The organism is Candidatus Paceibacterota bacterium (assembly GCA_041666545.1).
GTDB lineage: Bacteria > Patescibacteriota > Minisyncoccia > Phycocordibacterales > JBAYGS01 > JBAYGS01.
Window position 1 is genome coordinate 32,173 of the sequence record JBAYGS010000003.1, and the last position, 23,679, is coordinate 55,851.

25 protein-coding genes are annotated in these 23,679 nt (G+C 46.0%); 19 read left to right on the plus strand and 6 right to left on the minus strand.

Going from position 1 to position 23,679, the window contains the following annotated elements; genetic code table 11:
• Positions 1 to 114: 114 nt before the first annotated feature.
• On the minus strand, positions 115 to 921 hold the full coding sequence (locus tag WCT25_03045) for a hypothetical protein (GenBank protein MFA6536382.1): 807 nt from the start codon (positions 919 to 921) through the stop codon (positions 115 to 117).
• Between the two features lie 264 nt (positions 922 to 1,185).
• On the opposite strand from WCT25_03045, the gene WCT25_03050 reads away from it, so the two are divergent.
• Positions 1,186 to 1,527 carry a hypothetical protein gene (locus WCT25_03050; GenBank protein MFA6536383.1) on the plus strand — a complete coding sequence of 114 codons (342 nt, stop codon included), beginning with the start codon at positions 1,186 to 1,188 and terminating at the stop codon, positions 1,525 to 1,527.
• A 27-nt stretch (positions 1,528 to 1,554) separates the two neighbouring features.
• Here the strand turns inward: WCT25_03050 and WCT25_03055 are convergent, their stop codons facing one another.
• Entirely contained in the window at positions 1,555 to 2,322 is a 768-nt protein-coding gene (locus tag WCT25_03055; GenBank protein MFA6536384.1) for a helix-turn-helix domain-containing protein, read from the minus strand.
• Between the two features lie 178 nt (positions 2,323 to 2,500).
• Between WCT25_03055 and WCT25_03060 the strand changes: the two genes are divergently transcribed.
• The 4 genes from WCT25_03060 (at position 2,501) to WCT25_03075 (ending at position 4,181) form a co-directional block, all read left to right on the plus strand.
• On the plus strand, positions 2,501 to 3,334 hold the full coding sequence (locus tag WCT25_03060; GenBank protein MFA6536385.1) for a hypothetical protein: 834 nt from the start codon (positions 2,501 to 2,503) through the stop codon (positions 3,332 to 3,334).
• A gap of 12 nt (positions 3,335 to 3,346) precedes the next feature.
• Positions 3,347 to 3,553, plus strand: coding sequence for a hypothetical protein (locus WCT25_03065; GenBank protein ID MFA6536386.1), 207 nt, complete (start codon positions 3,347 to 3,349; stop codon positions 3,551 to 3,553).
• Positions 3,554 to 3,706: 153 nt separating this feature from the next.
• Entirely contained in the window at positions 3,707 to 3,916 is a 210-nt protein-coding gene (locus WCT25_03070) for a type II toxin-antitoxin system ParD family antitoxin (protein MFA6536387.1), read from the plus strand.
• 7 nt (positions 3,917 to 3,923) lie between these two features.
• Entirely contained in the window at positions 3,924 to 4,181 is a 258-nt protein-coding gene (locus tag WCT25_03075) for a type II toxin-antitoxin system mRNA interferase toxin, RelE/StbE family (protein ID MFA6536388.1), read from the plus strand.
• Between the two features lie 24 nt (positions 4,182 to 4,205).
• Here WCT25_03075 and WCT25_03080 read toward each other — a convergent pair whose 3' ends face one another.
• The gene (locus tag WCT25_03080) at positions 4,206 to 5,000 is read right to left on the minus strand and encodes an exodeoxyribonuclease III (protein ID MFA6536389.1); all 795 of its coding nucleotides are present in this window, start codon (positions 4,998 to 5,000) and stop codon (positions 4,206 to 4,208) included.
• 90 nt (positions 5,001 to 5,090) lie between these two features.
• Between WCT25_03080 and WCT25_03085 the strand changes: the two genes are divergently transcribed.
• Entirely contained in the window at positions 5,091 to 5,726 is a 636-nt protein-coding gene (locus WCT25_03085) for a hypothetical protein (protein ID MFA6536390.1), read from the plus strand.
• Positions 5,727 to 5,764: 38 nt separating this feature from the next.
• Here WCT25_03085 and xerA read toward each other — a convergent pair whose 3' ends face one another.
• Positions 5,765 to 6,685: a site-specific tyrosine recombinase/integron integrase gene (gene xerA / locus WCT25_03090; GenBank protein MFA6536391.1), complete on the minus strand. Its 921-nt coding sequence runs from the start codon at positions 6,683 to 6,685 to the stop codon at positions 5,765 to 5,767.
• Positions 6,686 to 6,776: 91 nt separating this feature from the next.
• On the opposite strand from xerA, the gene WCT25_03095 reads away from it, so the two are divergent.
• The 8 genes from WCT25_03095 to WCT25_03130 all read left to right on the plus strand — a co-directional run bounded on the left by WCT25_03095 (position 6,777) and on the right by WCT25_03130 (position 15,327).
• A complete protein-coding gene (locus WCT25_03095) occupies positions 6,777 to 7,232 on the plus strand; it encodes a hypothetical protein (protein ID MFA6536392.1) in 456 nt (151 codons plus the stop codon).
• 155 nt (positions 7,233 to 7,387) lie between these two features.
• A complete protein-coding gene (gene rpsO / locus WCT25_03100) occupies positions 7,388 to 7,654 on the plus strand; it encodes a 30S ribosomal protein S15 (protein ID MFA6536393.1) in 267 nt (88 codons plus the stop codon).
• A gap of 132 nt (positions 7,655 to 7,786) precedes the next feature.
• Entirely contained in the window at positions 7,787 to 8,371 is a 585-nt protein-coding gene (locus WCT25_03105; protein ID MFA6536394.1) for an NYN domain-containing protein, read from the plus strand.
• A gap of 131 nt (positions 8,372 to 8,502) precedes the next feature.
• Positions 8,503 to 9,612 carry a hypothetical protein gene (locus WCT25_03110; protein ID MFA6536395.1) on the plus strand — a complete coding sequence of 370 codons (1,110 nt, stop codon included), beginning with the start codon at positions 8,503 to 8,505 and terminating at the stop codon, positions 9,610 to 9,612.
• 182 nt (positions 9,613 to 9,794) lie between these two features.
• Positions 9,795 to 11,921: a polyribonucleotide nucleotidyltransferase gene (locus WCT25_03115; protein ID MFA6536396.1), complete on the plus strand. Its 2,127-nt coding sequence runs from the start codon at positions 9,795 to 9,797 to the stop codon at positions 11,919 to 11,921.
• 164 nt (positions 11,922 to 12,085) lie between these two features.
• The gene (locus WCT25_03120; GenBank protein ID MFA6536397.1) at positions 12,086 to 13,189 is read left to right on the plus strand and encodes a hypothetical protein; all 1,104 of its coding nucleotides are present in this window, start codon (positions 12,086 to 12,088) and stop codon (positions 13,187 to 13,189) included.
• Positions 13,190 to 13,313: 124 nt separating this feature from the next.
• On the plus strand, positions 13,314 to 13,670 hold the full coding sequence (locus WCT25_03125; protein ID MFA6536398.1) for a TraR/DksA C4-type zinc finger protein: 357 nt from the start codon (positions 13,314 to 13,316) through the stop codon (positions 13,668 to 13,670).
• A gap of 88 nt (positions 13,671 to 13,758) precedes the next feature.
• Positions 13,759 to 15,327, plus strand: a complete 1,569-nt coding sequence (locus tag WCT25_03130; GenBank protein ID MFA6536399.1) for a YifB family Mg chelatase-like AAA ATPase — start codon at positions 13,759 to 13,761, stop codon at positions 15,325 to 15,327.
• A 127-nt stretch (positions 15,328 to 15,454) separates the two neighbouring features.
• Here WCT25_03130 and WCT25_03135 read toward each other — a convergent pair whose 3' ends face one another.
• Positions 15,455 to 16,507 (minus strand): peptidoglycan DD-metalloendopeptidase family protein, encoded by a 1,053-nt coding sequence (locus tag WCT25_03135; protein ID MFA6536400.1) that lies wholly within the window; start codon positions 16,505 to 16,507, stop codon positions 15,455 to 15,457.
• A gap of 439 nt (positions 16,508 to 16,946) precedes the next feature.
• Here WCT25_03135 and WCT25_03140 point away from each other — a divergent pair, with 439 nt between their 5' ends.
• The 3 genes from WCT25_03140 to rsmA all read left to right on the plus strand — a co-directional run bounded on the left by WCT25_03140 (position 16,947) and on the right by rsmA (position 20,255).
• Entirely contained in the window at positions 16,947 to 17,435 is a 489-nt protein-coding gene (locus WCT25_03140; protein ID MFA6536401.1) for a hypothetical protein, read from the plus strand.
• Between the two features lie 79 nt (positions 17,436 to 17,514).
• Positions 17,515 to 19,464, plus strand: a complete 1,950-nt coding sequence (locus tag WCT25_03145; GenBank protein MFA6536402.1) for a UvrD-helicase domain-containing protein — start codon at positions 17,515 to 17,517, stop codon at positions 19,462 to 19,464.
• Between the two features lie 5 nt (positions 19,465 to 19,469).
• A complete protein-coding gene (rsmA, locus tag WCT25_03150) occupies positions 19,470 to 20,255 on the plus strand; it encodes a 16S rRNA (adenine(1518)-N(6)/adenine(1519)-N(6))-dimethyltransferase RsmA (protein MFA6536403.1) in 786 nt (261 codons plus the stop codon).
• Between the two features lie 28 nt (positions 20,256 to 20,283).
• On the opposite strand, the gene WCT25_03155 is transcribed toward rsmA, so the two are convergent.
• Positions 20,284 to 20,673 carry a hypothetical protein gene (locus tag WCT25_03155; protein MFA6536404.1) on the minus strand — a complete coding sequence of 130 codons (390 nt, stop codon included), beginning with the start codon at positions 20,671 to 20,673 and terminating at the stop codon, positions 20,284 to 20,286.
• A 73-nt stretch (positions 20,674 to 20,746) separates the two neighbouring features.
• On the opposite strand from WCT25_03155, the gene WCT25_03160 reads away from it, so the two are divergent.
• Both WCT25_03160 and WCT25_03165 read left to right on the plus strand, forming a co-directional pair.
• On the plus strand, positions 20,747 to 21,724 hold the full coding sequence (locus tag WCT25_03160; GenBank protein ID MFA6536405.1) for a hypothetical protein: 978 nt from the start codon (positions 20,747 to 20,749) through the stop codon (positions 21,722 to 21,724).
• A gap of 48 nt (positions 21,725 to 21,772) precedes the next feature.
• Entirely contained in the window at positions 21,773 to 23,677 is a 1,905-nt protein-coding gene (locus tag WCT25_03165) for a hypothetical protein (protein ID MFA6536406.1), read from the plus strand.
• The last annotated feature ends 2 nt before the right edge of the window (positions 23,678 to 23,679 follow it).

Genomic DNA, 23,679 nt, shown 5'->3' on the forward strand with positions numbered 1-23,679 from the left:
GTAGTAGATTTTGATATTGGGTTAAACCCGATTCCACAAAGTGGAACGATATCAAAATCACTACTGGGAGTGCCCGCCACTTATGGCGACGGGTGTGAAACTGCAAACTTCGGATCAGGCCTTGGAGGCGAGCGGTTTCCCAATCAACTCCTCAGCGAGACCGGGCAAGCGGGCTTTGGCGGCCGCAGCTTCGGCTTCAGCCTTCGCTTCTGCCTCTGCCGCATCTTTTTTTGCCTTAATCAACACATCGGCCGCCTGATGGTATTTCGCCAAGTCGCGTTCAACCAGGCCAAACCGACACCCTGCATTGGCGATTAACTGGCACTCATTGTGAATGCTCGCCACCCTAACCATCAGAGCAAACGACTCCTCAAAACTAAGCCCCTTCGTATTCGTCGTGGTAACTTCTTGGCATTGGTGGGCCTCGACCAGCAACCTGATCAGCCAATCCTCGATCAAACCTTTCGCCGTCTGGGCATTCAGGTTTTTGATCGAAACCATGACTTTACCCGCTTCGGCAAACGAGTGACTAAGGCGGTTGAAGAGGTTACAAACATCTTGGGCATAGGTACCGGTACAGCCTCTGGCTGTACCATATTTCCGGCCAAAGACCAGGCAGAACATGACCACGATCAATGCCACCCCGAGGTAGCACGAGATTATTCTCATAATTTCCGGCACCTGGGCGTTAATTACAAGCAGACCTAAGTTGGAAATCCCCCCTATCAGGCCACCGAAAATGGCCTGATAGTACGACTCCGTACTTTTTGCAAGTAGTGGATTGGCCAGGTTCGTCTTGGCCCACATAACCGGTAGAAAGTCCGGCAACTCACCTTGGCGGTGAAACTGCCAGACATCAGACTCACATAATTCGTTGTAGGTGATGGTGCCCTTGGGCGCCTGAACTTTAACATCTCTCATTTCTGACCTTTCTCTTTTTTTGTGTTTGATGAACTTGCCTTCGTGGCAGGAGGTAGCTTCAGGCCACATTCCCACAAGGATTTACGCCCTTGAGAAAACACTTCTCTCTGCAAAACAGGCGACAAGACTGTTCTGTCTGCGATACTACCACCAAACAGTGCCTGTGTCAAGCCCAATCCGCCGGCAAAGCCTTGACAAACCAGCCAAGAGTGATAGCTTTTTGATAGGGTTCACTTCAAACCAAAACAAACAGAAAGGCGTCCTATGCCCACAGCAGAGTTGGATATCAGCAAAGAGACACTTCACCGAGAAGCGGTCGAACTGGGTTTGCCCATTACTAAAACTCTTAACTGGTCTCACATCTGTGCCAGGCGAGGCTTGGTCAATCGGGCCAGAGAACTCGGCCACCCCGATCCGACCCACCTTGAAACTGAAGATATCGCCCGACTAGGCAATCATATCACCAGGCTAGCCGGACAATACGGCCACCCCAATCCGGAGAATGCGAGCTTGGCCCAGGTCCGGCCACTCCTTCCCGAGAGCGCGCTCGCAGAAATCTCCCCGGAGAAACTGAAAAGTTTATGCGCCAAAAAGGCTGTCGCCTGAGCAACCAACCCAACGCAAGTTGGGTTTTTAATTTGAAACTTCAGTCGAAGCCTTCCAGATTTCATCAAACTGAACTTTTATCAATTTGGCAAAATCCTGGCTTTGTACAACAAAACCGAAGCCCTCTTTTTCAGACGACAAAAAGGCTACTTTGTCTTCATACATCCAGTAGCCCATGTCCCAAGTCATACCAGGCGGAGCAATTCTTAAATCTCGCAAATGTTCTTCTCCAGAGCCAAGATACGGATATTTTTTGGTATCCAAAATCTTGTCCTTTGGCCAAATGACCCGGAGAGCGATATTTCTTTGGACCCTTTTAACATTCAAATCTTTTAGATATTCGTCTCCCAGCACTTTCATCATCTCACTCATCGGCCACATCAGGATCGTATCGATATTTCGGTTAAGCATAATGTGATTGATCACTTGCTTCACCCCTTCTTTCCCAGAATAAAATTTTATTTTCGGTTCAATAAAATTAGCTTTCTTTAAAAGCACTGGCAGAGCCTCTTTAAATTGTTTTTTCTCATTTTCCAAATCATTAATTTTGTCATTCAAAAGTTCCTCGAGATTTTTGATGTCATCAATTGAGAAAATTTTCCGTCCTTCCTCGCTTCGCTCCATCACCAGGCCGTGTTGGATAAGAATTTTGAGATGATCATAGACAGAAGGGCGGGGGATTGAGATTTTCCCGGCCAAAAGCTTGGCAGTGGTCGGGCCATTATTCAACAGCTCATTAAAAACCAGCTGGGTAATTTCTGACAGACCTAACTCCTTAAAAATTTTTTTAAACATAAAATTATTTTCTAAAATTCCAACATATCCTTTAGTATAAAGCTTTTTGCCTGTTTTGTCGAGATTCGACGACAACTTTACATACTTGACAAAATTTGATATTATATACACAGAAAATCAGGGTCCTAGAAATCCAAATGGATTTCCTCTGAACAGAGATCCTTAAAAAAAGAAAACCATGGAAGCAACACTTGAAAGACAAACTCTCCCGGAACAATTCGTCTCTGATGAAGAGGCGGAGCAAGCCCTGCAAGCGGCGCTCGGCAATTCGACCCTTGAATCAGCCGAGAAGCAACTTGGATATACTCACCAGAAACTTCTGAAGGAACGCGAACGGATTGGTGACCTGAGAAAAGAAAAACCCCTCGCTAAGGAACTCCGTGTCGCCGGCATCAAACCATTCACTTGGCAGTCGGTAGACGAATGGAAAAAGGAAAAGGCTTGGTGTTTCCGCTTCTCGACGGAAAATCATCCGGTGTTGTGGTTTCTGACCTGGTTCACCCCAATCATAGTGGCGGTAGTTGCAGATTGCACCTTCTTTAGTCGTCTAGTCGGGGACACCAGTAGCGATGGTGGGGGGCTGCTAGGCTTTGTGGTCTGGTTTTTTTCAATGGTCACATCCTGTTGTCTTTTTAACAACGAAGATGATGACCGGACCAGTTGGGAGGAGCGACGCACCCTGAAAAACAACATTCCGCGCGGGATTGTGAAATATCTGACCGCCATCGCGAGTGGCTCAATAGTCGGTTGGATCGGGGATTATCTCACCGGCCCGCCGAGTAAGATTTGGCAGACTGTGTCACTAGCCGGATATGGCGGGTTCGTACCGGAAGAAGCTTTAGCGACAGCTTTGGAAATCAAGACTCGCTGTCCAAAAGCCGAGCTCTTGGTAGATGAGTTAGTCGATAATTACAGGGTACGAAATGATCCCTTTCTAGTCGCAAAGCTTGACGACGAAACCTATTACATCGAAGTTTGGGACGAGAAAGGTTTCGTTGGCAAATACAACTGAAAGGAGACTGATATGTATCACTGGTTGATTGTCCTGATTCAAATTGTCGGTGTTCTGAGTTGTTTTCTCGGTTTCGTCCTGATGATGGTTGGATTCAATTATGCCCTCTGGGGATCAGCCCTACGAAACCGGGATGCTATCCCAGACGGACTGACCATTACCGTCATCGGAGCAGTCTTGTTCTTCGCACCTTTGGTAGTCGAAAAATTCTGCTTTTGAAGCTTACAGGCCCGCAACTCCGTTGCGGGCCTTTTTACTTCCAGTTCAGATAAACTGACCCGCAGACTTAAACCTATTTAATCTCAAAATTGCTTGAAATTTGATAGATATATGATAATATCATATTAAATTATCATATAATTATAAAACCCTATGAGTACTCTATCTGTGCCATTAACTCCCGAGCTTGAAGCATTTATCAATCAACAGGTGAAAAGCGGCAAGTCTGCCAACAAGGCCGCGGTAGTTCGGTATGCCATTCAGAGAATGTCCGAAGAGGAGGCAGTAAATGAGATTCTACAGGCCCAAAGAGAGCCGGTGCTTAGAGGAAATTTGCGGCAACTAATGAAGAAGATTAAATAATCTCGGTATGAAAATTGCCTATAAAGCGACTTTCATCAAGAAACTAAATCGGCTAAACCTTGAGCTACAAGGTGAAGTTTTCCAAAAAATCGAACTCTTCAGAAACCCAACCAACCATAAACTGCTTCGGGTTCACAAACTGCACGGCCAATTTAAGACTTGTTATAGCTTCTCGGTTAATTATCAAATTAGAATCATTTTTGAATATCTCTCGAAAAATGAAGCGGTGCTTTTGACCATCGGCGACCACCAAATTTATCAGTAATTCTCAATAAAGGCAGGGAGTTAACTATTTCAATTCCAATAAAACCGGACAATGGTCAGAGCCTAAAACTTCCGGCAAGATTTCAGCCTTAGTGACTCGTGATTTTAGGACAGGGGAAACCAAAATATAATCAATCCTCCAACCAACATTTCGTGCGCGGGCGTTGGCAAAGTGACTCCACCAAGTGTAGTGGCCGTTGCCTTGATTGAATAATCTGAAAGTATCAACAAAACCGGCGTCGATAAAAGCTTGGAAGCCGGCCCTTTCTTCCTTGGTAAAACCCTTGTTGCCTTCGTTTTCTTTCGGCCGAGCCAAATCATCTGGCGTGTGTGCCACATTCAAATCACCACAAAAAATTACCGGCTTGTTTTTTTCTAAATCTTGGCAGTAAGAGAGAAAGGCCGGATCCCAATGTTTATGTCGGAGGGGAATTCTCGACAAATCATCCTTGGCGTTCGGCGTGTAAACTGTGACGACATAAAATTTTTCAAACTCGGCAGTGATAACCCGACCCTCGGTGGCCGGATCACCGTAATTGTCAGCCAAGGGACCGTATTTTTTTAAAATCTTTCCGGGAAAATTATTTGAAACGCTTAAGAGTTTAGTTTTACTAAAAATTGCTGTGCCGGAATAACCTTTTTTCACAGCCGAGTTCCAATATTCTTCATACTCAGGCAGATCAATAGGGGACTCTTCTTGTTTCGCCTTCGTTTCCTGCAGACACAAAATGTCCGGCTGATATTTTTCGACAAAAGGCACGAACAGACCCTTCTTGGCTACTGCCCTGATGCCGTTTACGTTCCAAGAAATGATTTTCATTGTTCAATAATAGCACCCCCGTGAAGTGATTGACAAAACTTAAAAAAACTATATATTCAAAAATAGAAAACCTCAACGAAAGGTCCTAATATGTCGATGTCTCTTGGACTCTCATTTGTGCAAAGACAGGAATTGTCGCCGCAACAGTTGCTCAACCAACGTCTGGCTCAGAAATTTGAACTGACTCAGGAACTAATCGCCACGATTTACGACAGTGGCCAGCTCATTTACCAACCGAACGCCGTCTGTCCGAAATGCAGACACGAACTCACGTCTGTGGAAATCTTACGGGGTTTCCGTCCGGTCCCGACCGACCCGACAACTCGTTGCCCGAAATGCAAACACCGATTCCAGGCTCGACTCTTGGCCCACAGAGGTTCGACGAGGGCGGAAATAATTTTTCTTTGCCCGTGCCAAACTTTGTCCCAACTCCAATTCTGGCGAAGCCAAGGAAAATCCTGGGACAAATTCGAGAAAAGCGAACACGGAGTCTACCGCTCAGCCCTCATCCATTTTGGCAGTCTGAAGTCGGCCTTGAGTCTGATTGGGGTGTTGGACTACGAGGAACCCCCGACGCCGAATTGGCAGAGCAAAGTTCGACCGTTTCTCGGACAACTTCCCGACGCCGTGATCGCGAGGACTGTGAAGCAACCAGCTTCGGCCATTCGACGCTTCCGCCTCGGCATGGGAATCGAGGCTTGCGATCGCAAATATGGCGAAGACTAAAGCCTTTGGGCCCGACACCAAGTGTCGGGCCTTTTTCTTTAGCCATTGTTTCTGCCATGAAACTTTTTATGCACGTCGCGCAGATGTTTGTCAGTCACATGAGTGTAAATCTGGGTGGTATTGATGGAGGCGTGTCCCAAAAGAGCTTGCACACTTCTTAAGTCGGCACCATTACTAAGCAAGTCAGTGGCAAAACAATGCCGGATCACATGGGGTGTCACTTTTTTAGAAATTCCAGCCTTGATTGCATAATATTTTACAATTCGTTCAACCGAACGCTTCGTGAGTCCGGCTTCCTCGTTCTTAGCTTTTTCTTTTCCTTCAACTTTTACAAACATTGCGTCCTCGACATCTGGCCTTTTGTCCAAATATTTTTTAAGCGCGGTTTTGGCGCCAGGAGAAAGGAAAACTACTCGGATTTTTTCACCTTTACCGCGCACGGAAAATTCATCCGAACTTAAGTCCAAATCACGTGAAAGGGAACAGAGCTCGGAGACACGCAAACCGGTTGAGAACAGAAGCTCTAAAATGGCCTTATCCCTCAACGCTTTAAGGTCGTCACCTTTTGGTGCCTCAAGTAAACGGTGTAGCTCTTCGGTCGAAATCAAATCAATGTGCCTTTCACCGATTTTAGGCAATTCAATAAATTCCGGTGACAAAGTTTTCACACCTCGCTTGGCTAAATATTTCAGAAAGGCGCGCAGAGCGATTAAATGATAGCTCTGGGTTTTCTTTTTTAAAGTACCGGCTTCCTCGGCTCGATTGTTGCTCTGCCGATTGAGCCAGAGACGATAATCTCGAATTACTTGCTCGGTTAAATTTTTCGGATCAGTAATTTTGGCAAAACCCAAAAAGCGATTGAGGTAGCGGTCATAATTTTCGACAGTCTTAACACTGCGACCTCTCTCAATTTCAATATATTCCAGAAACTCCTGCTTTAAAGTTTTTAGCTCGGCCATCGCATGAATAATTATATCAGATTTAGTGTCGCACAATATTACTTGAAGTTGAGCCCTGTTATGCTAGGTTTAAGGCCAGGAGAAGTACTTTATGATAAAAAATAATGTTCTCAAGATCTATGTCGGTTGTAGTCTGACTCACGCCCCCGAGGAATTCAAGCGACAAGTCGACAGACTGAAATCGATACTGAGAGACATCCCCGGGGTTGAAGTCCTGGAATTTCTGGGACTCTCTCGTGGCGACTGCCGCGAAGTATATGTTCACGACATTACCGACTGTGTTAATGTCTGTGACTTACTGATTGCCATCTGCGATCATCCGGCAATTGGACTCGGCTGGGAAATGGCCGTGCAAGTTGAGAAACGGAGGCGACCACTTTTGGCCATCGCACACTGTGATGCCAAAATCACGAGACTGATCCAAGACCCAGATGTGCCAAACTACCGGCTCGTCCGCTACAAGGATATCTGCGTCGACATACCGCCTCTGGTACGGCTACTCGTCGAAGCAAATCTCGACATGGGGGCTTTACCAAAAGCTGCCTAACAAAATCCTTCCCGCCAACTTGGCGGGATTTTATATATCTCATTTTTATTAGGATGCTTTACCAGTGGAGATTCTTAACTATTCATGTGTGCGTATTCGTGGCTTCGCTATTCGCATACTTGCTTAGAAACACCATTTATGCTATTGTTCTCCACATGATTTCAAAGACCAAAAAAGCCAAAGTTATCAAGGAAGTGGCCATCCACGATAAGGACACCGGCTCACCGGAGGTCCAGATTTCCATTTTAAGCCGAAGAATTGAGGAGCTGGCTTCCCATTTGAAGAAAAATCAAAAAGATAACCATTCCAGAAGGGGACTTTTGTCTATGGTGGCCAAACGCCAGACTCATTTAAAATATTTGCAAAAGAAAAATGTCCGACGCTACAACGCTATTCTCAAGAAACTCGATTTGAAGAAGTAAAATCTCGAAGAATATCCGCCAAAGGCGGATATCTTCTTTTTGGAGTATAATTGGTTTAGAAATCATTTTTAATAATTTTAATATTTGCATTGTCATTTTCATTTTTGACCTTTGCATTTTGATTTAAATAATATGTCTGTAATCAAACACAGTAGTCAGAGAGTTGGGATCTTTATTGATACCCAAAATCTCTACCACACCGCCCGCAATCTTTACGGCGCGCGTGTCAACTTCGGCCAAGTCGTCAAAGACGCTTTGGCAGGAAGACAACTAATCAGGGCGATGGCTTACGTCATCACCACCGAAAGTGGCGAAGAGAAAAGCTTTTTCGAAGCTTTGACTAAAGTTGGAATTGAAACCAAGACCAAAGACTTGCAGATTTTCGGTTCCGGCGCCAAGAAAGCCGACTGGGATGTCGGTCTCGCCGTCGACGCAATTAAAATGGCACCGAAACTTGATGCCGTTATCATCATCTCCGGCGACGGTGACTTCATTCCTTTGGTCGAATATCTACAGATGAATGAAGGCTGCCAAGTTGAAGTCGTCTCATTCGGTAAATCAACTTCCGGCAAATTGACCGAGGCCGTCGATGATTTCTTCGACCTCGATTCCAATCCAAGAAAATATCTCTTAGGAAATCCGAGTGCCAACCGCGCCCGGAGACCGATGAGAAAAAATTCCGGACCTTCAACAGGAGCTTCGGAAGAAGTGGCCTAAAAAGACCGGAACAACACCCCGCACTAAAAGTGCGGGGTGTTGTTGCTTTTTACCCAATTATGTGGAGAATTGATTTCAGAAACCTCAACAAGTGGCCAAGTGCGACAGGCACTTGGCCGTGAAAGGACACCGTGAACCTTAATAATGACAGGCTGGAAATCATTCGTGGCGCTTTGATTGGCACTGCCTTGGGAATTCTCATCGGCCACCGAATCGGCGGTTTTTGGGGGCTCCTCGTTGGCATGGCGACCGGCTTCGTGACCGGAGTGCTGATGGCAAATCCCTTTCGGGTCTGCCGGACTGTTGGCGAAATTTACCGCGAAGTCACAACTATCCTGAGGGCTGCGCCCCGGCAGATCCACTTGAGACTGAAAGAGTTGGTATTGGCACCAAGTGGTTCGACTCAAAACAAGGATCCCAACAATTTCAGTTCCCGACTTAAGAGAAATGGAATTGTAATTATAAAAGACTTCGGCGTCATGGTAATTATTTTCGGGACTTTTTGCCTAACTTTGACACAGCCTTTTATCGCCGGCCTTAGTTGCGACGACCCAGCTGGTACAGTCCTAATGAATTGGTTTGTGCCTCTTTTGTTTGCAGTCATTTCATTCTCCGCTTTCATGGCCCTTCTCACCGGAGATAACAGTTTATTAAAGGAACTGACCGGGACCAGAGGCGAGTTAGCCTGGCCACTGTGCAAAATGCTTAATTCCGCGATTTATGAGGGTGAAATTTTCAAATGGGCGTCTAAACAGCGTCTTTGGAATAGCTTAGGGCTCGACAGATTCTTTGCCTTCATTGATAACCAACTGGAGACCTTCTTTCATTGGCTTGAATCTAAGTTCAAGGAAAAAAGCACCAACGAGAGAGAGGTCTCTTTGGACAGAATTTTGGCTATGCTCTGCACGGCCTTTCTGGGAATGGTCTTGACCACAATCGGGGCATACTTATTCCTGATTCTGTCACTCTTCTTCTTGGCACTCACGGGCTTAATCGTACTCCTCGACCTACCGACGATGATCTTCGTCCGAATCGCCACTCGCCCAGCCTTGGCGGCCGGCGAAGGCGCGGCGACGGCCATTTTTCTGGAAGGAATTTTCTATCGATCATTCGAGGCCGCTTCCGGCTATGATTGGTTGAGGCTCATCCTGTTCTCGCTACTCGGCGCCATCCTCGGCATTTCAGCTTATGCCTTACGACAAAGGCTGATTACCGTCGGAGCCATTGTTAAAGAAACTTGATTCCCGCCCCGCACAGGCAGCCTGTGCGGGGCATTTTTATTTCCCCAGCTTTTTGCTATAGTGTCATCATTATTAAAATAAAATACTAATCCACGAATCTTATCCTAATCCACGAATTACGAATGAGGTCATTCGGATATTAGTAGATTGGCATGAAATTTGTAGATTGGTATCAACAATCTATGAAGAAAAAAGAATTCTCCACGATAGTCGGCGGCAAGACTTTGACCGCAACCTTCAGCGACTTGGCCGAAAGGGCTAACGGTTCAGTGATGTTGCGCTACGGCAACACAGTTGTGTTGGCGACCGCAGTAATGTCAAAAGAATCTCGCGATGGCGAAGATTTCTTACCGCTCACAGTTGATTATGAGGAAAAGTTTTACGCTTCCGGTCAAATTCTCGGCTCGCGATTTGTGAGAAGGGAAGGTAAGCCGTCAGACGAAGCAATCCTCTCCGGCCGAATTGTCGACCGCACCATCCGCCCGCTTTTCGATCACTGGATTCGAAACGAAATCCAATCAATCATCACGGTGCTCTCGATTGAAGAGGACGACCCGGATATGCTCGGCATCTGGGGCGCCTCGCTCGCGATTGGAACCTCGCATATCCCTTGGAACGGGCCAGTTTCCGCAATTCGCTTGGCCAAGATGAAAGGCGATGACAACTTCATCATCAATCCCAGCTACAAAATCCGCGAAGACAAAAATCTGGAATTTGAACTTGTGGCCTGTGGCAAAGACGGCAAAATCAACATGATCGAGCTCGGTGGCAACGAAGTCCCGGAAGAAACCGTCGCCAAAGCTTTGCAATTTGCTTCCGAAGAAATCGAAAAGGTCCAGGATTTTCAAAATAAAATCATCAAAGAAATCGGCAAAAAGAAATTGATAATTCCGAAGCCGGAAACACCGAAAGAACTGACCCCGCTTTTCAAAGAAATCGTGCTCGCTAAACTCGAGAAGCAAGTTTTTACTGGTGTGCCGGGTGACACTTCGATTGAGGCACTCAAGAAAGAGTGGCTCACGGCGGTTGAAGAGAAATTTCCTGGCACCAATATCAACCTACCGATCGATCTCTTTGAAGATGCCACCAATGAAATCGTCCACACCGAAGCGATTGAGAATAATCGCCGAGCTGACGGCAGGAAGATTGATGAAATCCGCCCACTCTACGCGCAAGCCGGCGGAATTTCGCCAATTCTTCACGGTTCAGGAATTTTCTATCGAGGTCAAACCCACATTCTGACCGCGCTCACCCTGGGTGGTCCTTCCGACACCCAAATTATTGACGGAATTGAAGAAAAAAATGTACAAAAGCGTTTCATGCACCATTACAACTTCCCACCATTCTCAACCGGTGAAACCGGCCGAGCCAGTAGCACCAACCGCCGAATGATCGGCCACGGCGCTCTCGCGGAAAAAGCCCTCGTGCCAATAATTCCTGACCAAGAGCAATTTCCTTATACCATCCGTTTGGTCTCGGAAGCTCTTTCTTCCAATGGTTCGACTTCAATGGGTTCGGTCTGTGGCTCGACTCTGGCTTTGATGGACGGCGGTGTACCAATCAAGAAACCGGTGGCCGGCATCGCTTCCGGTTTAATGCTTAGCGAGGACGGTAAGAAATATAAAGTGCTCACTGACATTCAGGGACCGGAAGACCACTATGGCGATATGGATTTTAAAGTCGCGGGCACACTGGAAGGCATCACCGCTATGCAGATGGATGTGAAAGTCGGCGGTATTCCGCTTTCCATTTTTCCGGAAGCTCTCGAGAAAGCTCGGCTAGCCCGAATTCAAATTTTGAAAGTCATCACCGAGGCCATCCTGGAACCGCGACCGGAAATCTGCGCCAAGGCGCCAAAAATCCTAATCATCAGAATCAAACCGGACCAGATTGGCGGCGTCATCGGCTCCGGTGGCAAGACCATCAATGACATCAAGGAAAAAACTGGAGTGGAGGCCATCGACATCGAGGATGACGGCAAAATTTTCATTACCGGTAAAAATGGTTCAGCTGAAAAAGCGAAAAAGATTATTGAGGAAATGACACACGAATACAAACGCGGTGAAAAATTCCAAGGTGAAGTGGTAAAAATCTTGGACTTTGGCGCTTTTGTGAGAATCGGCTACAACGCCGAAGGTTTGGTACACATTTCTGAAATCGCGCCCTTCCGAGTCGACCGGGTCACCGCCGTCCTGAAAGAAGGCGACAAAGTACCGGTCGTCGTTAAAGAAATCGATGAGCGAGGCCGAATCAGTCTCTCAATCAAACAAGCCGACCCGAACTTCGTGAAACAGCCGGGGAAAGTTTAGAGGTTTAGAAGTTTGGAAGTTGAAAAGTTTAAAACCGCCAAGCATTTACATGTAACTACTTGGCGGTTTTCCATTCGTGTCATTCGTTTTCATTCGTAATTTGTGTCGTGTGCCGGTCTACTTTAAAGCTTCATGTTTCAAGCTTTATATCGTATAATTTCCAAATGGATCCTGAACTTAGCCAATTTCTTGGGGGTAATTCCGCGACACCAAAGCCCGAAACCTCAGCTATCCCGCCGAAACCGCCAACACAGCCGATGCCACCACCCCCGGTGCCACCAAAACCAACAACACCGGAAACCCCGACATCTTTACACGGCCAAACAATCGGCCCGTTTTTTAGCGATTTAAACGGCAACCACGACAACAAAGACGCGGAGCTAAAGCCTTTGCGAACCTACGAAGGTGATGTTGCCGCTTTTATGAAATCTCACGGCACTTCAACAGTCTCAATCGCCACCGCCGAAAGTCAAAGACGAGCCGCCACCCCGATTGAAAGAGTCTCAACTACCACCGGTGAGGAGCCGAAATCCTACACAACTCTAATCGTCACAATCATCAGTTTGATTTTAGTCGTTGGTGGAATCACGGCGATTTTCTTTGCCGTCAATTCGGTCAAACCGCCGACTACGGTCATAGTCGAGGAGATCAAAACTTTGATTCCAACCGAATCACAGAAGGGAATCGACCTAAACCTTATCGACACGGCCCGTCTGAAATTAATTTTGCAGAATGAGGTTTCCAACAGCAAAATACCACTCGGCTCATTTTTGGGCTTTTATTTCACCCAAACCAACGCCTCGACCGGCAAACAAATTTTACCAGCCCAGCAATTCTTAAAATTATTGGTTAAAAATATCCCCGACTCGCTTTTGCGTACCATTTCCAACGACTTTCTTTTTGGTTTGGTCTCTTATGATGGTAATCGGCCATTTTTGATTTTAAAAGTTGATTCCTTCCAGCAGGCTTACGCCTCAATGTTAGAGTGGGAAAAAGATTTAGCCTACGACTTTTCTGACCTCTTGGCCTATCCAAACGACACTTCGGTCGCCACAACCACCGCCTCCACGAACGCTTTGCTTTTCAACGACCAGCTCTTTAGTGATACGGTAATTAAAAATAAAGATGTAAGAATTTTGCGAACCGCAACCGGCCGAACCAGAATCCTTTATTCAATTTTGGACCAATCGACAATTTTGATCACCCCAAGCGAAAACGCTTTCGGCAAAGTTTTGGAACGCCTTGCCACCGCTTCGTTGGTGAGGTAGCGCTCGACACCGATTACAAATACCCGCGAACTCTTAACCTCTTTTATATTCGTGTGCCCTATTTGTAAGGGTTCTTAACTATTCGTGGATTTGTGTCGTGAGCTCGCTGTAGTATAATAGCGAAATGATTGATACAACAAAACTCAAAACCAAATTAGAAGCTGAGCTCGCCACCCTCGAGACCGAACTTAATGGCATTGGCCAAAAAAATCCCAATAACCCGGCCGATTGGCAAGCTACACCGGGAAACATCGACGCCGATAGCGCCGACCGCAATGAAGTTGCCGACACCATTGAAGAATTTGAAGACAACACCGCCATTCTCAAAGATTTGGAGATCCGTTACAACAATGTCAAAGACGCGCTCGCCAGGATTACCGCCGGCACTTACGGAACCTGTGAAGTCTGCAAAAAAGCCATCGACCCTAAACGATTAGAGGCCAACCCTTCTGCCACCACCTGTATTGAACACACGAAATGAAACACCAATAACCAAGAGACAATAACCAAAATTAAGTTGGTTGGAATTTGTTTGATTATTGTTTCTTGGATTTTGTTATTTGATTACTATGTCTTTCTCAAGAGTTCTTTCCGCCCAGACAAATTATCTGGACGCGGCGATTATCAAAGTTGAAACCGACTTATCAAAAGGCCTGAATTCTTTTTCGATTGTCGGCTTGCCGGACAAAGCGGTGGAAGAAGCCAGGGACCGCATTTCGGCCGCTATCAAGAACAGCGGTTTTCTTTCACCTAAACAGAAGAACCAGAGGACGGTCGTAGCGCTCGCACCGGCGGAACTCAAAAAGGAGGGTGCCAATTTTGACCTGGCAATTGCTCTGGGTTATCTCTTAGCTACCAAACTAATTCGTTTTAACCCGGAAAAAAGACTGTTTCTTGGAGAATTATCCCTCGATGGCAAACTTCAACCGATTGCCGGCAGTTTAGCCCTAGTCTCGGAAGCCAAAAAACGCGGAATTGAGGAAGTTTATCTGCCAAAACAAAACGCCACGGAGGGTGCTTTAATTTCTGACATAAAAATTTTTGGTGCCGACAATTTACTAGAAATTATTGCCCACCTAATCGAGAAAAGCCTCGACAAAACAGATGAGAGCCCGAGAATTTTGAAATTTGAGCTAGAAGTCACTCCACCAACCCAAGTTATTTATGAGGAGCCGGAGCGGGGTTTGGATTTATCAGATATCAAAGGTCAAGAAAGCGCCAAAAGAGGACTTTTGATTTCGGCCGCCGGTGGCCACAACTTGGCAATGTACGGCCCGCCCGGTACCGGCAAAACCATGCTGGCCCGAGCTTTTACCCATCTTTTGCCAAGCCTCTCTTTTGAAGAAGCTTTGGAGGTGACGGCCATCCATTCGGTTTCCGGAACACTTAAAGAAACCTTAGTGACTCGGCCACCACTTAGAAGTCCACATCACACCTCCTCGTATGTTGCGATTGTCGGCGGTGGTACAGTGCCGAAGCCAGGAGAAATTACTCTCGCCCACCGAGGAGTTTTGTTTTTGGACGAATTTCCGGAGTTTGAAAGACGAGTCATCGATGGTCTGCGTCAACCACTTGAAGACCGGGTGGTCAGTGTTTCCCGAATCAAAGGCACCGCCCAATTTCCGGCGCAGTTTATTTTAATCGCTGCAATGAATCCTTGTCCTTGCGGTAATTTTGGCATTTCTGGCAAACCCTGCATTTGTAGTGCCTCGAACATTGAAAGGTACAAGAGAAAAATTTCCGGACCAATTATCGATCGCATTGATTTGTGGGTTGAAGTCTCAAGCGTTGATCATGAATCACTAACCAGCCGAGAAAAAAGTGGCGCTGATACCAAGACCGTACGCAAGCAGATTGCTGAAGCCAGAGAAATTCAAGCTAAACGATTTAAGGATTCTAAGAGACCAATTAAAACCAATGGAGAAATGAGCGCCAAAGATGTAATTGAGCTGATCGACTTGGCCAAAGAAGTCAAAGATGAGTTTAACAAGTCGGCAAAAAAGTTGGACCTCTCGGCCCGGTCCTATCACCGAGTTTTAAAGTTGGCTCGCACCATTGCCGATTTAGAAAAAAGCGACGCGGTAGAGCGAGAACATATTTTCGAAGCTTTGCAGTACCGACCGAAACAGAGAATGTAATACCAATCTACCAATTTTATTCCAATCTACAAATATCCAGATAATTAAGAACTCACAAAAAACCGCTCACGCGGTTTTTGGATTTCTTTTTCTTCATACCATATACCTTATACTATATACCCAATACCTATCTGAAAGGGTTTTGCGCGCCTCGGACTTCGAAGTGTAAGTGCGGTCCGGTTGAACGACCGGTAGAACCGACATAGCCGATAATCTGGCCTTGCACGACATAAGAACCTTCGTAGGCAACATTGGTATCAAGGTGCCCATAAAGAGTTTGAGTACCGTTCGCGTGGGCAATAACGATATATTCGCCGTAGCCACCGTTCCAACCCGAGGAACGACTGATGATGACTTGGCCACTCGCCGCAGCCATGATTGGTGTACCTCTTGAGGCACCGATATCAATCCCGTTATAGCCATGCAAGCCCTGGGTTTTTCTGCCACCAAGAACCGGCCAAATGTAATAGGTGCCGTAGTCTGGACCACCTGCGCCACGGATTTTTGAGGTGCTACTGATTGTCGAAACACTGTAGCCGGCCATTTCACCATCGGGAATAATTATCGTATCACCAACTATCAAACTGGCACCTTGATCCAAACCGTTAAATTGTCTGATTTCACCCGCGTCGCCTTTGTACTTTTTGGCAATGCTCTGTAGAGTTTCACCTTTAACCACGGTGTGTTTGATACCGGAGATAGGTAGGATAATCAATTTTTGACCGACCTGAATCGGACCGGTAATGTCGTTGGCCCAAATAATCGTGTTGGCTGAAACACCAAACATTTTAGCAATACCGGAAAGTGAATCGCCAGAATGAACAACGTAGACACTAATCTGACTTGATTTTGGATCTTCGATGTCCGCCAAGGTGCCGGCCGGGCCAGCTTCCGAAAGTAGGGCGGAGCTTGCCACGATTGTGATGTCACCACCCTTGGACAAGCTCGGGTTAGGGTTCCGGGTCGCCTGAAGCAGGGGCATATTTTGAGAATTAACTACCGACCCGTTAGTTCCGGCCTCAGCCTCATTATTGACCAAACTAGAAATAAAACTTAAAAGCCCCGCGTTTGCAGTTCGCGGAGCTAAAATCAAACTTAAAAATAGAACGGTAGCGGTAATAGTTGAGAAAACCAAAATCGGCTTCATTTTGGAAAAGCCTTGGTTGAGCCATATTTTCATCTGGTTGGCCTTACAGATTGCGCCAGTTGAGCCAGAATATTTTAGAGATTTAGAGATAAGCCTAATTTATACTCTCTAAAACTTTGAAGCTTTGACCTTTCTATCTTTAGGATTTCCTAAATTACGGCTCTACATAGCCGTGCTTCGAAGTTTCCCGAGAAAGCCTGATTTACAGCCATTTCTGACATATATGGCTCAACAAAGCCATATAAACGGCAAAACAACCCTTTCGGTATATATCCATACTAGCTTTTAAAGACTTTAAGGTCAAACCAGTTGTCCACCTTTAGGAAAATGGAACATAGAGCATGGAGCATAAGGAAAAACCAAAGACAGGCACGGCCGCGCGTTGCGCGCGGCCGTGCCTGTTCTTGACTTTTTAACAGAGACATGCATAATTATACACAGACTCGTCCTAAAACAAAAAGAAAGGAAACTTGTGAAAAATGAGTTTTTGTCACTCACCGGCAGTGTTTTACTTACGATTGATTCTTGGGTTGGCCTTCTCATGTTCTACCTAGTCTATCGATCAGGTTTCGATTGTTTGATTCGTGAGCCCTTTCACAAAATCCAAGCACTTACGCGCAATTGGAATTGGCAAACCAGATTCAGTGCGGGTTTAGTCCTGCTTGTCCTCACGGCGATAGTTTTCTATGCTCCCGGCAGGTTCTTGAGTGAAAGGTTTTCAGATAATCCGAGATACGGCCAACCGATCTCTAATGAACTGGTTTCATTCAAAAACAAGATCTTTCGACCAAGAGCTGTGATCACTGTCGATGGAAAAACCGTACTCTACAATGAGGATGGCAAGTTCTACAGTCTGGACGGTCTGATCCTTGGACAAAAGCCGGACGAACTGTTTAAGCCCGGCGCTTCTTACACTGTTTACAGCCAAAGCAACCAATTGTGGTTTGCTCGACTGAACTGACAGATCTCTTTTAAGCCGTGCGCTTCGCACGGCTTTTTAAATACTTTCTACTTTCTATCTTATACCTTATACTTCCCCCATGTCTTCCCACTTAGAAAGTCTAAATCCTCGCCAACACGAGGCCGCTACAACCCTTGAAGGACCTTTACTAATCATCGCCGGAGCCGGAGCCGGTAAAACCAAAACTATCGCCCATCGGATTCTTCACCTCATTAAATCTGGCGTAGCACCTCATCAAATTCTCGCCATCACCTTCACCAACAAGGCCGCCAAAGAAATGCGGGAAAGGGTTATGGGTCTAATCAGAGGGGATTCCGAGCTCAATCTACCAATTGCCTTTTCTGAACAGCCTTTTGTGAGCACTTTTCATGCGCTCGGTGTCCACATCATCAGAGAAAATTCTTTGAAACTTGGCCTGACCAGAAATTTTACAATTTTTGACCGCAACGACTCGCTTCGCGCCGTCAAAGAAGCTGTAAAGTCTGCCGGTTTGGATCCAAAAGATTACGAACCGAAGAAATTTCTGAATGCGATCTCTTGGCAAAAAGGCGAGGGGAGGACCTTGAGCGATTTTGAGGCGGAGAGTTCGAAAAATTACTTCTCCGAGCTCGTCGCCTCCGTCTGGGCAAATTATGAAAAGGTTTTGAAAGCTGAAAAATCGCTCGATTTCGACGACTTGCTTTTAAAAGCTGCCAAATTATTGAAAACCGACGCCGAAGTTAGGGGACATTACCGAGATATCTGGAAGTATATCCACATTGATGAATATCAGGACACCAACAAGGTCCAGTACCAGATTGCCAAATTGTTAATCGGTGAAACTAATAATATTTGTGTCGTCGGCGACGAAGACCAGTTAATTTATGCTTGGCGTGGCGCCAACATTTCCCACATTTTGCATTTCGAAAAAGATTTCCCAAATACCAAAGTGGTCCTGCTGGAACAAAATTATCGCTCGACCAAAAATATCTTAAGTGTCGCCAACCAAATCATCTCTAAGAACAAAATCCGGACTGCCAAAAAACTTTTTACCGACAAAAGCGATGGGGATAAAATTGGCCTTTATGCCTCGATTAACGAAACTGATGAAGCTCAGTTTGTTGCCCACAAAGCTCTGGAATTAATCCAAAGTGGCGCCTCGCCTAGAGAAATCGCTGTGCTCTACCGAGCCAATTTTCAGTCGCGAGTTTTGGAAGAAGCTTTTCTGCTACACAACATTCCTTACCAAGTTTTAGGCACGCGTTTTTTTGAACGAAAAGAAGTGAAGGATGTCCTGTCATTTATTCGTGGTGCTTTAAATCCCGACAGCTCGGCCGATTTGAAAAGGATTATCAATGTTCCACCAAGGGGCATCGGCAAGGTCACTTTGATAAAAATTTTGGCCAAGCAGGAGGCAACTTTGCCACCGGCAACCCGGGCCAAGGTTGAAGATTTTAGAGAGCACTTGGCCAACATCAAAGAGGCAGTCAGCTTAAAAGTTCCTTCTGAGTTGGTGAAATTTGTTTTGCAAGAAATCGGTTTGGAAAAAGAGTTGCTAAACGGTACAGAGGAGGACCACGAGCGTCTAGAAAACTTACGAGAACTCGCCACTCTGGCAACTCGTTATGATCATTTACCACTTCCTACCGGCACAGAAAAACTTTTGGAAGACGCGGCGCTTGCGACCGACCAGGACGAGCTGGTCAAAGATGAAAAAGCTGTTAAGCTGATGACAGTCCACGCTTCCAAGGGTTTGGAATTTGATAGCGTTTTCATCACCGGCTTGGAAGACAATCTCTTCCCACACCGCCAAATCGGCGAAGCCCGTATTTCGGCGGGGGAGGAAGAAGAGGAACGCCGCCTGTTTTATGTGGCCGTCACCAGAGCGCGCAAAAAACTATTCCTTTCCTATTCCAGCAGTCGAACCATTTTCGGTTCGTCGCAAATGAACGCACCGTCAGAATTTATCACCGATATCGATGATATTTTCCTCGAAGCCGAGGAGCGTAATTGGGATTTGCCGGCCGAGAAGATAATTTATTTTGATTAACTAAGATGTACGCACGGAAATCACTGGGTCAACATTTCTTAAATTCGCCAGCCGCGATTAAGGCCATTATAGATGCTGGACAAATCAAAAAGGATGAAATTATTTTAGAAATCGGGCCCGGTCGAGGAGTCTTGACCGGAGCCTTACTTCAGAAGACCAGCCGAGTCATCGCAGTCGAAAAAGACAGCCGACTAATGCCGGTTTTGCAGCAAAAGTTCACTAAAGAAATAACTTCCGGTGAGCTGACCCTGGTGAGCGCCGACATTCTTAACTTTTCTCTGACTGACGACTCACCACTCACTACTCATTACAAACTAATCGCCAACATCCCTTATTATCTAACCGGTGCGATTTTCAGAAAGTTTTTGGAAACCGAAAATCAGCCGGAAAAAATGGTTTTGCTGGTGCAGAAAGAGGTCGCCGACCGGATTCTGGCCAGAGACAACAAGGAAAGCTTGCTCTCGCTTAGCGTCAAGGCTTTTGGCAAACCAAAATACATCAAAACTGTTAAGGCCGGTTCTTTTAACCCGCCACCGAAAGTCGACTCGGCAATTTTAGCCATTGATGAAATCTCGCGAGATTTTTTTAAAGACTGCAGTGAAAAGATTTTTTTCAAATTGATTCATCTTGGATTTGCCCATAAAAGAAAACAGCTAGTCGCCAACTTGGCCGGCAGTTATAAGAGGGAGAAGATTACAAAAATTCTAGGGCAGTTGGAATTGTCCCCAACCATCCGAGCCGAGGACCTGAAAATCAAAGACTGGCAACAGCTGGCCAAACTAATCGCCTGATACGCAAGGAAACACCGCCAACTTATCTTTACCTGGTTGTACCCGTGCCCGGCTTACTGCCGTAGGTGCCGTCATTTTGAAGATCGACACACGATGTATAAACCCTGATACTGCAAGCTTGGGCATTGCCTTTGCGATAAGTGCCCACTTGATAACGACCTTCAACATTATTATTCGGATATAACTTTGAATCTCCTTGGGCATAATAAAGTTTGATAACTGAATTGGTTCTATAATCCAAAATCCAATGGGAGTTGCCACTACAAGTACAAACACTTGAACCCATTGTGAGCAGGTGCATGCCCCCAAAAGGAGTCTCGTTGCCGGCAGCCTGAGAATCGGTTGCTGACGAGATTAATAAAACCAAAGCTAGTGCCAAAAGAGAAACCGTGAGTAATTTTTTTATTACATTTACCATAACATTTATATTATACACCACCCCTCGCTTTATCGTTTTAGGAAAACTTTAAAACGCTTGATATAATTAGCTGATGAAAAACAATCGGCTCACTTTATGGGCAAGCATTGTTCTGGCACTTTTGATTGTCGGCGGAACTTGGTATTTCTCCGTTAGCAAAGACAGTCAACAAAATATCGTCTCTGATAGCAGTGGCTTGAAACAAGTGGCTAGTCTGGTGACAGAAAAAGATTCTGATCGTGATGGTTTGAAAGACTGGGAAGAGTCACTTTGGGGGACTGACCCAATGAATCCTGATACTGACGGCGATGGCACAAATGATAGTGACGAAGTCAAGGCCGGAAGAAATCCCTTGATTCAGGGACCAAACGATATCTTGCAAAAATCGGACGACATCACACAAGTCACTAACATCTCCGCAAACGAGGAACTTAGCCAGACTGACAAATTCTCGCGCGAACTTTTTGCCCGTTATTTAGCTTTCAAGCAGGGCAGTGAGACTTTGGACCCAAAGAGTCAAGAAATCATTATCAATAGTATGTTGGCGGAGAACCAGACGACTATTTCTGCTAAAGTTCATTCTTCAGCCGAGCTAAAGGTGAGCCAAGACAATTCGGCAGCTGCCTTAAAAAATTATGGCAACCTGCTTGGCGGGGCCATTATTTCGTCTAGTCCGAAAAACACCCGAAACGAGATTACGATTTTAAACGAAGCGGCCCAGTCCGGAGATGAGAACAAAATCGGAGAGCTGGACCCAATAATCACCGGCTACCAAGATTTGATCAAAGCTGTTTTGACTATAGAAGTTCCAACAGGGGCCATCTCAATCCACATCGCTTTCATCAATAGTTTGGAAAAAGTCTTGGTTAATATCAAAACTTTGCGACAATTCTTTACTGACCCGATCGCCGCTTTGTCAGGAATCAATAATTACGAGGGCGCTGTCACCTCTTTGCAATCAAGCTTGACCGCTTTCAGGAGCTTTTTCCAGGTTAAGGGCATCGTTTTCGAACCGACCGCCCCAGGGAACGCGCTTGTGGGCAACTTTTAGCTATTTAAAAACCTTTTCGTGTTAAAATTTAGCCATACAGGAACAAGAATGACCCAAACATTTTGGAAAATTGGTAAAAAATTCCTTACCGGGTTGCTTGTTTTGGCTTTTGTAATGCCAATGGTTTTCGCGACTTCGGCGAATTCTGCTAATGCCCAAGATGCAGGTGGGCTTGGTAGTGTCGTCCCTGTAGGTGACGCCAAAAACTTAGTCAAAAACACCGCCACCGCTTTCTCTACCAATGCCGAGAAAGTGAGAACTTATGTTTTAAACAACATCGCTTACACCGTAGCCAAAGGCATCGCCCGCCAACTGACAACGAGCATCGTCAACTGGATTAACTCTGGTTTTAACGGCAGTCCGGCCTTCGTCACCAATCCCACACAATTCTTAATCAATACCGCCGACCGAATTGCCGGCGACTTGATCGAAGGTTCGGAGCTTGGCTTCCTTTGCGACCCTTTCCGCCTCGACATCCGTTTGGCTTTAGGTTTAAAGTATCGACCTTTCTATGACAAAGTGACCTGTTCTTTTACCGGCGTTGTCAACAATGTGAGAAACAGCGTCTCCGGTTTTACCGATGGCAACTTTAGAAATGGTGGTTGGGGTAGTTGGCTGACTCTCACCAATCAACCGCAGAATAATGTTTTTGGCGCCTATTTGGAATCACAAAACGAATTGGAAATTCGCATCGCCGGCCAGAGAATTTTGGAGTCAAAGAAACTTGACTGGGGTGGCGGTTTTCTATCTTGGGAAACTAATTGTCGCGATGTCCCTCTGCCGGGCGACTCCGGTTTCGTCGGCCCAACTTTGCCGGGAACAACCGCGAACGCCGTCGGCTCGGGATTTGTCGGACCGGTAAACAGCGGTGCCGGCCAGGTTAGACGCCAACAGACTTGTGACATCGCCACTCCTGGTAGCGTGATTAATGACCAACTCAAAAAAGCCTTGGGTTCCGGTATCGACCAGCTCAACTTGGCCGACGACTTCAATGAAATCGTAAATGCCTTGGTAGTCCAGATGGTTACTCAAGTGGCAGGCGGCGGGTCAAATAGACCTAACACGGTAGGTAACACAGGGGGTCTAAAAGGAGCAAGCCAAGCGTCAACAGGTGGAGGAGCACCCTTAACTTCAGACCTTGCCCGAGTCCAGGACAACGCCTCATTGAAAAATATCATGACTGGTGTGAAAGCTGAGCTTGACAATATGATTAGCAACGAAATTAGGTACATCGCCACCAAGATATCATCCTTAAACATTCTAAACACCACGGAAGATTCGGTTATTTACTTAAGAAGATGTTATGACGAAAAAGTAAACGGCACACAAATCATTACCCAAAACCAAACCCAAACTCGCATCTACTGTTTGATTGGCAACGTACAATATGAAGGACAATACTGCAACAACCAACAGGTCTACCAAGTCCAGAGCAACACCCTAATCAATGGCTTGACCCAAACAGAGGCTGCGACTGCCCGATCTAGGATGACCGCCGCCGAGACGACAATCCAACAAGCAATTACCCCACTAAAAGCCCCGATTGAACTAGACATAGCCACCGCCCAAACAATTAAAACCGGTTTAATTGCTCTTCAGACCGAAATCAACACAACCCTGGCTCAAAATGAGTTGTTTATCAATGCTGACGGCTCACTTAGAGCAGACTTGAGCCTGGCAGACGCGAACGCCAATGTCCAGTTGTTAGGCAAAGCTCAACAACTGTCAAACCAATATCAAGCCCTGACTAGTCGAAATGATTTACACCGAGAAGACAGCTTACTTGACGCCGAATACGAACGCGACTCCGTAGTTCGTCCTCAGATGGCAACATTAATGGACGGAACACCAGGTCCACAAGGTACGCCAGGTATTTCAACAAAGATTGAAGCTTGTGCCAACTTCCCTTTTGCTGACAGACAAGCCCAAGGCGGTTGGGGAGCAACTCAATAATA

Coding starts and splice junctions, on each gene's coding strand:
- WCT25_03045 (MFA6536382.1), bottom strand. CDS start 921: ATGAGAGATGTTAAAGTTCAGGCGCCCAAGGGCACCATCACCTACAAC.
- WCT25_03050 (MFA6536383.1), top strand. CDS start 1,186: ATGCCCACAGCAGAGTTGGATATCAGCAAAGAGACACTTCACCGAGAA.
- WCT25_03055 (MFA6536384.1), bottom strand. CDS start 2,322: ATGTTTAAAAAAATTTTTAAGGAGTTAGGTCTGTCAGAAATTACCCAG.
- WCT25_03060 (MFA6536385.1), top strand. CDS start 2,501: ATGGAAGCAACACTTGAAAGACAAACTCTCCCGGAACAATTCGTCTCT.
- WCT25_03065 (MFA6536386.1), top strand. CDS start 3,347: ATGTATCACTGGTTGATTGTCCTGATTCAAATTGTCGGTGTTCTGAGT.
- WCT25_03070 (MFA6536387.1), top strand. CDS start 3,707: ATGAGTACTCTATCTGTGCCATTAACTCCCGAGCTTGAAGCATTTATC.
- WCT25_03075 (MFA6536388.1), top strand. CDS start 3,924: ATGAAAATTGCCTATAAAGCGACTTTCATCAAGAAACTAAATCGGCTA.
- WCT25_03080 (MFA6536389.1), bottom strand. CDS start 5,000: ATGAAAATCATTTCTTGGAACGTAAACGGCATCAGGGCAGTAGCCAAG.
- WCT25_03085 (MFA6536390.1), top strand. CDS start 5,091: ATGTCGATGTCTCTTGGACTCTCATTTGTGCAAAGACAGGAATTGTCG.
- xerA (MFA6536391.1), bottom strand. CDS start 6,685: ATGGCCGAGCTAAAAACTTTAAAGCAGGAGTTTCTGGAATATATTGAA.
- WCT25_03095 (MFA6536392.1), top strand. CDS start 6,777: ATGATAAAAAATAATGTTCTCAAGATCTATGTCGGTTGTAGTCTGACT.
- rpsO (MFA6536393.1), top strand. CDS start 7,388: ATGATTTCAAAGACCAAAAAAGCCAAAGTTATCAAGGAAGTGGCCATC.
- WCT25_03105 (MFA6536394.1), top strand. CDS start 7,787: ATGTCTGTAATCAAACACAGTAGTCAGAGAGTTGGGATCTTTATTGAT.
- WCT25_03115 (MFA6536396.1), top strand. CDS start 9,795: ATGAAGAAAAAAGAATTCTCCACGATAGTCGGCGGCAAGACTTTGACC.
- WCT25_03120 (MFA6536397.1), top strand. CDS start 12,086: ATGGATCCTGAACTTAGCCAATTTCTTGGGGGTAATTCCGCGACACCA.
- WCT25_03125 (MFA6536398.1), top strand. CDS start 13,314: ATGATTGATACAACAAAACTCAAAACCAAATTAGAAGCTGAGCTCGCC.
- WCT25_03130 (MFA6536399.1), top strand. CDS start 13,759: ATGTCTTTCTCAAGAGTTCTTTCCGCCCAGACAAATTATCTGGACGCG.
- WCT25_03135 (MFA6536400.1), bottom strand. CDS start 16,507: ATGAAAATATGGCTCAACCAAGGCTTTTCCAAAATGAAGCCGATTTTG.
- WCT25_03145 (MFA6536402.1), top strand. CDS start 17,515: ATGTCTTCCCACTTAGAAAGTCTAAATCCTCGCCAACACGAGGCCGCT.
- rsmA (MFA6536403.1), top strand. CDS start 19,470: ATGTACGCACGGAAATCACTGGGTCAACATTTCTTAAATTCGCCAGCC.
- WCT25_03155 (MFA6536404.1), bottom strand. CDS start 20,673: ATGGTAAATGTAATAAAAAAATTACTCACGGTTTCTCTTTTGGCACTA.
- WCT25_03160 (MFA6536405.1), top strand. CDS start 20,747: ATGAAAAACAATCGGCTCACTTTATGGGCAAGCATTGTTCTGGCACTT.
- WCT25_03165 (MFA6536406.1), top strand. CDS start 21,773: ATGACCCAAACATTTTGGAAAATTGGTAAAAAATTCCTTACCGGGTTG.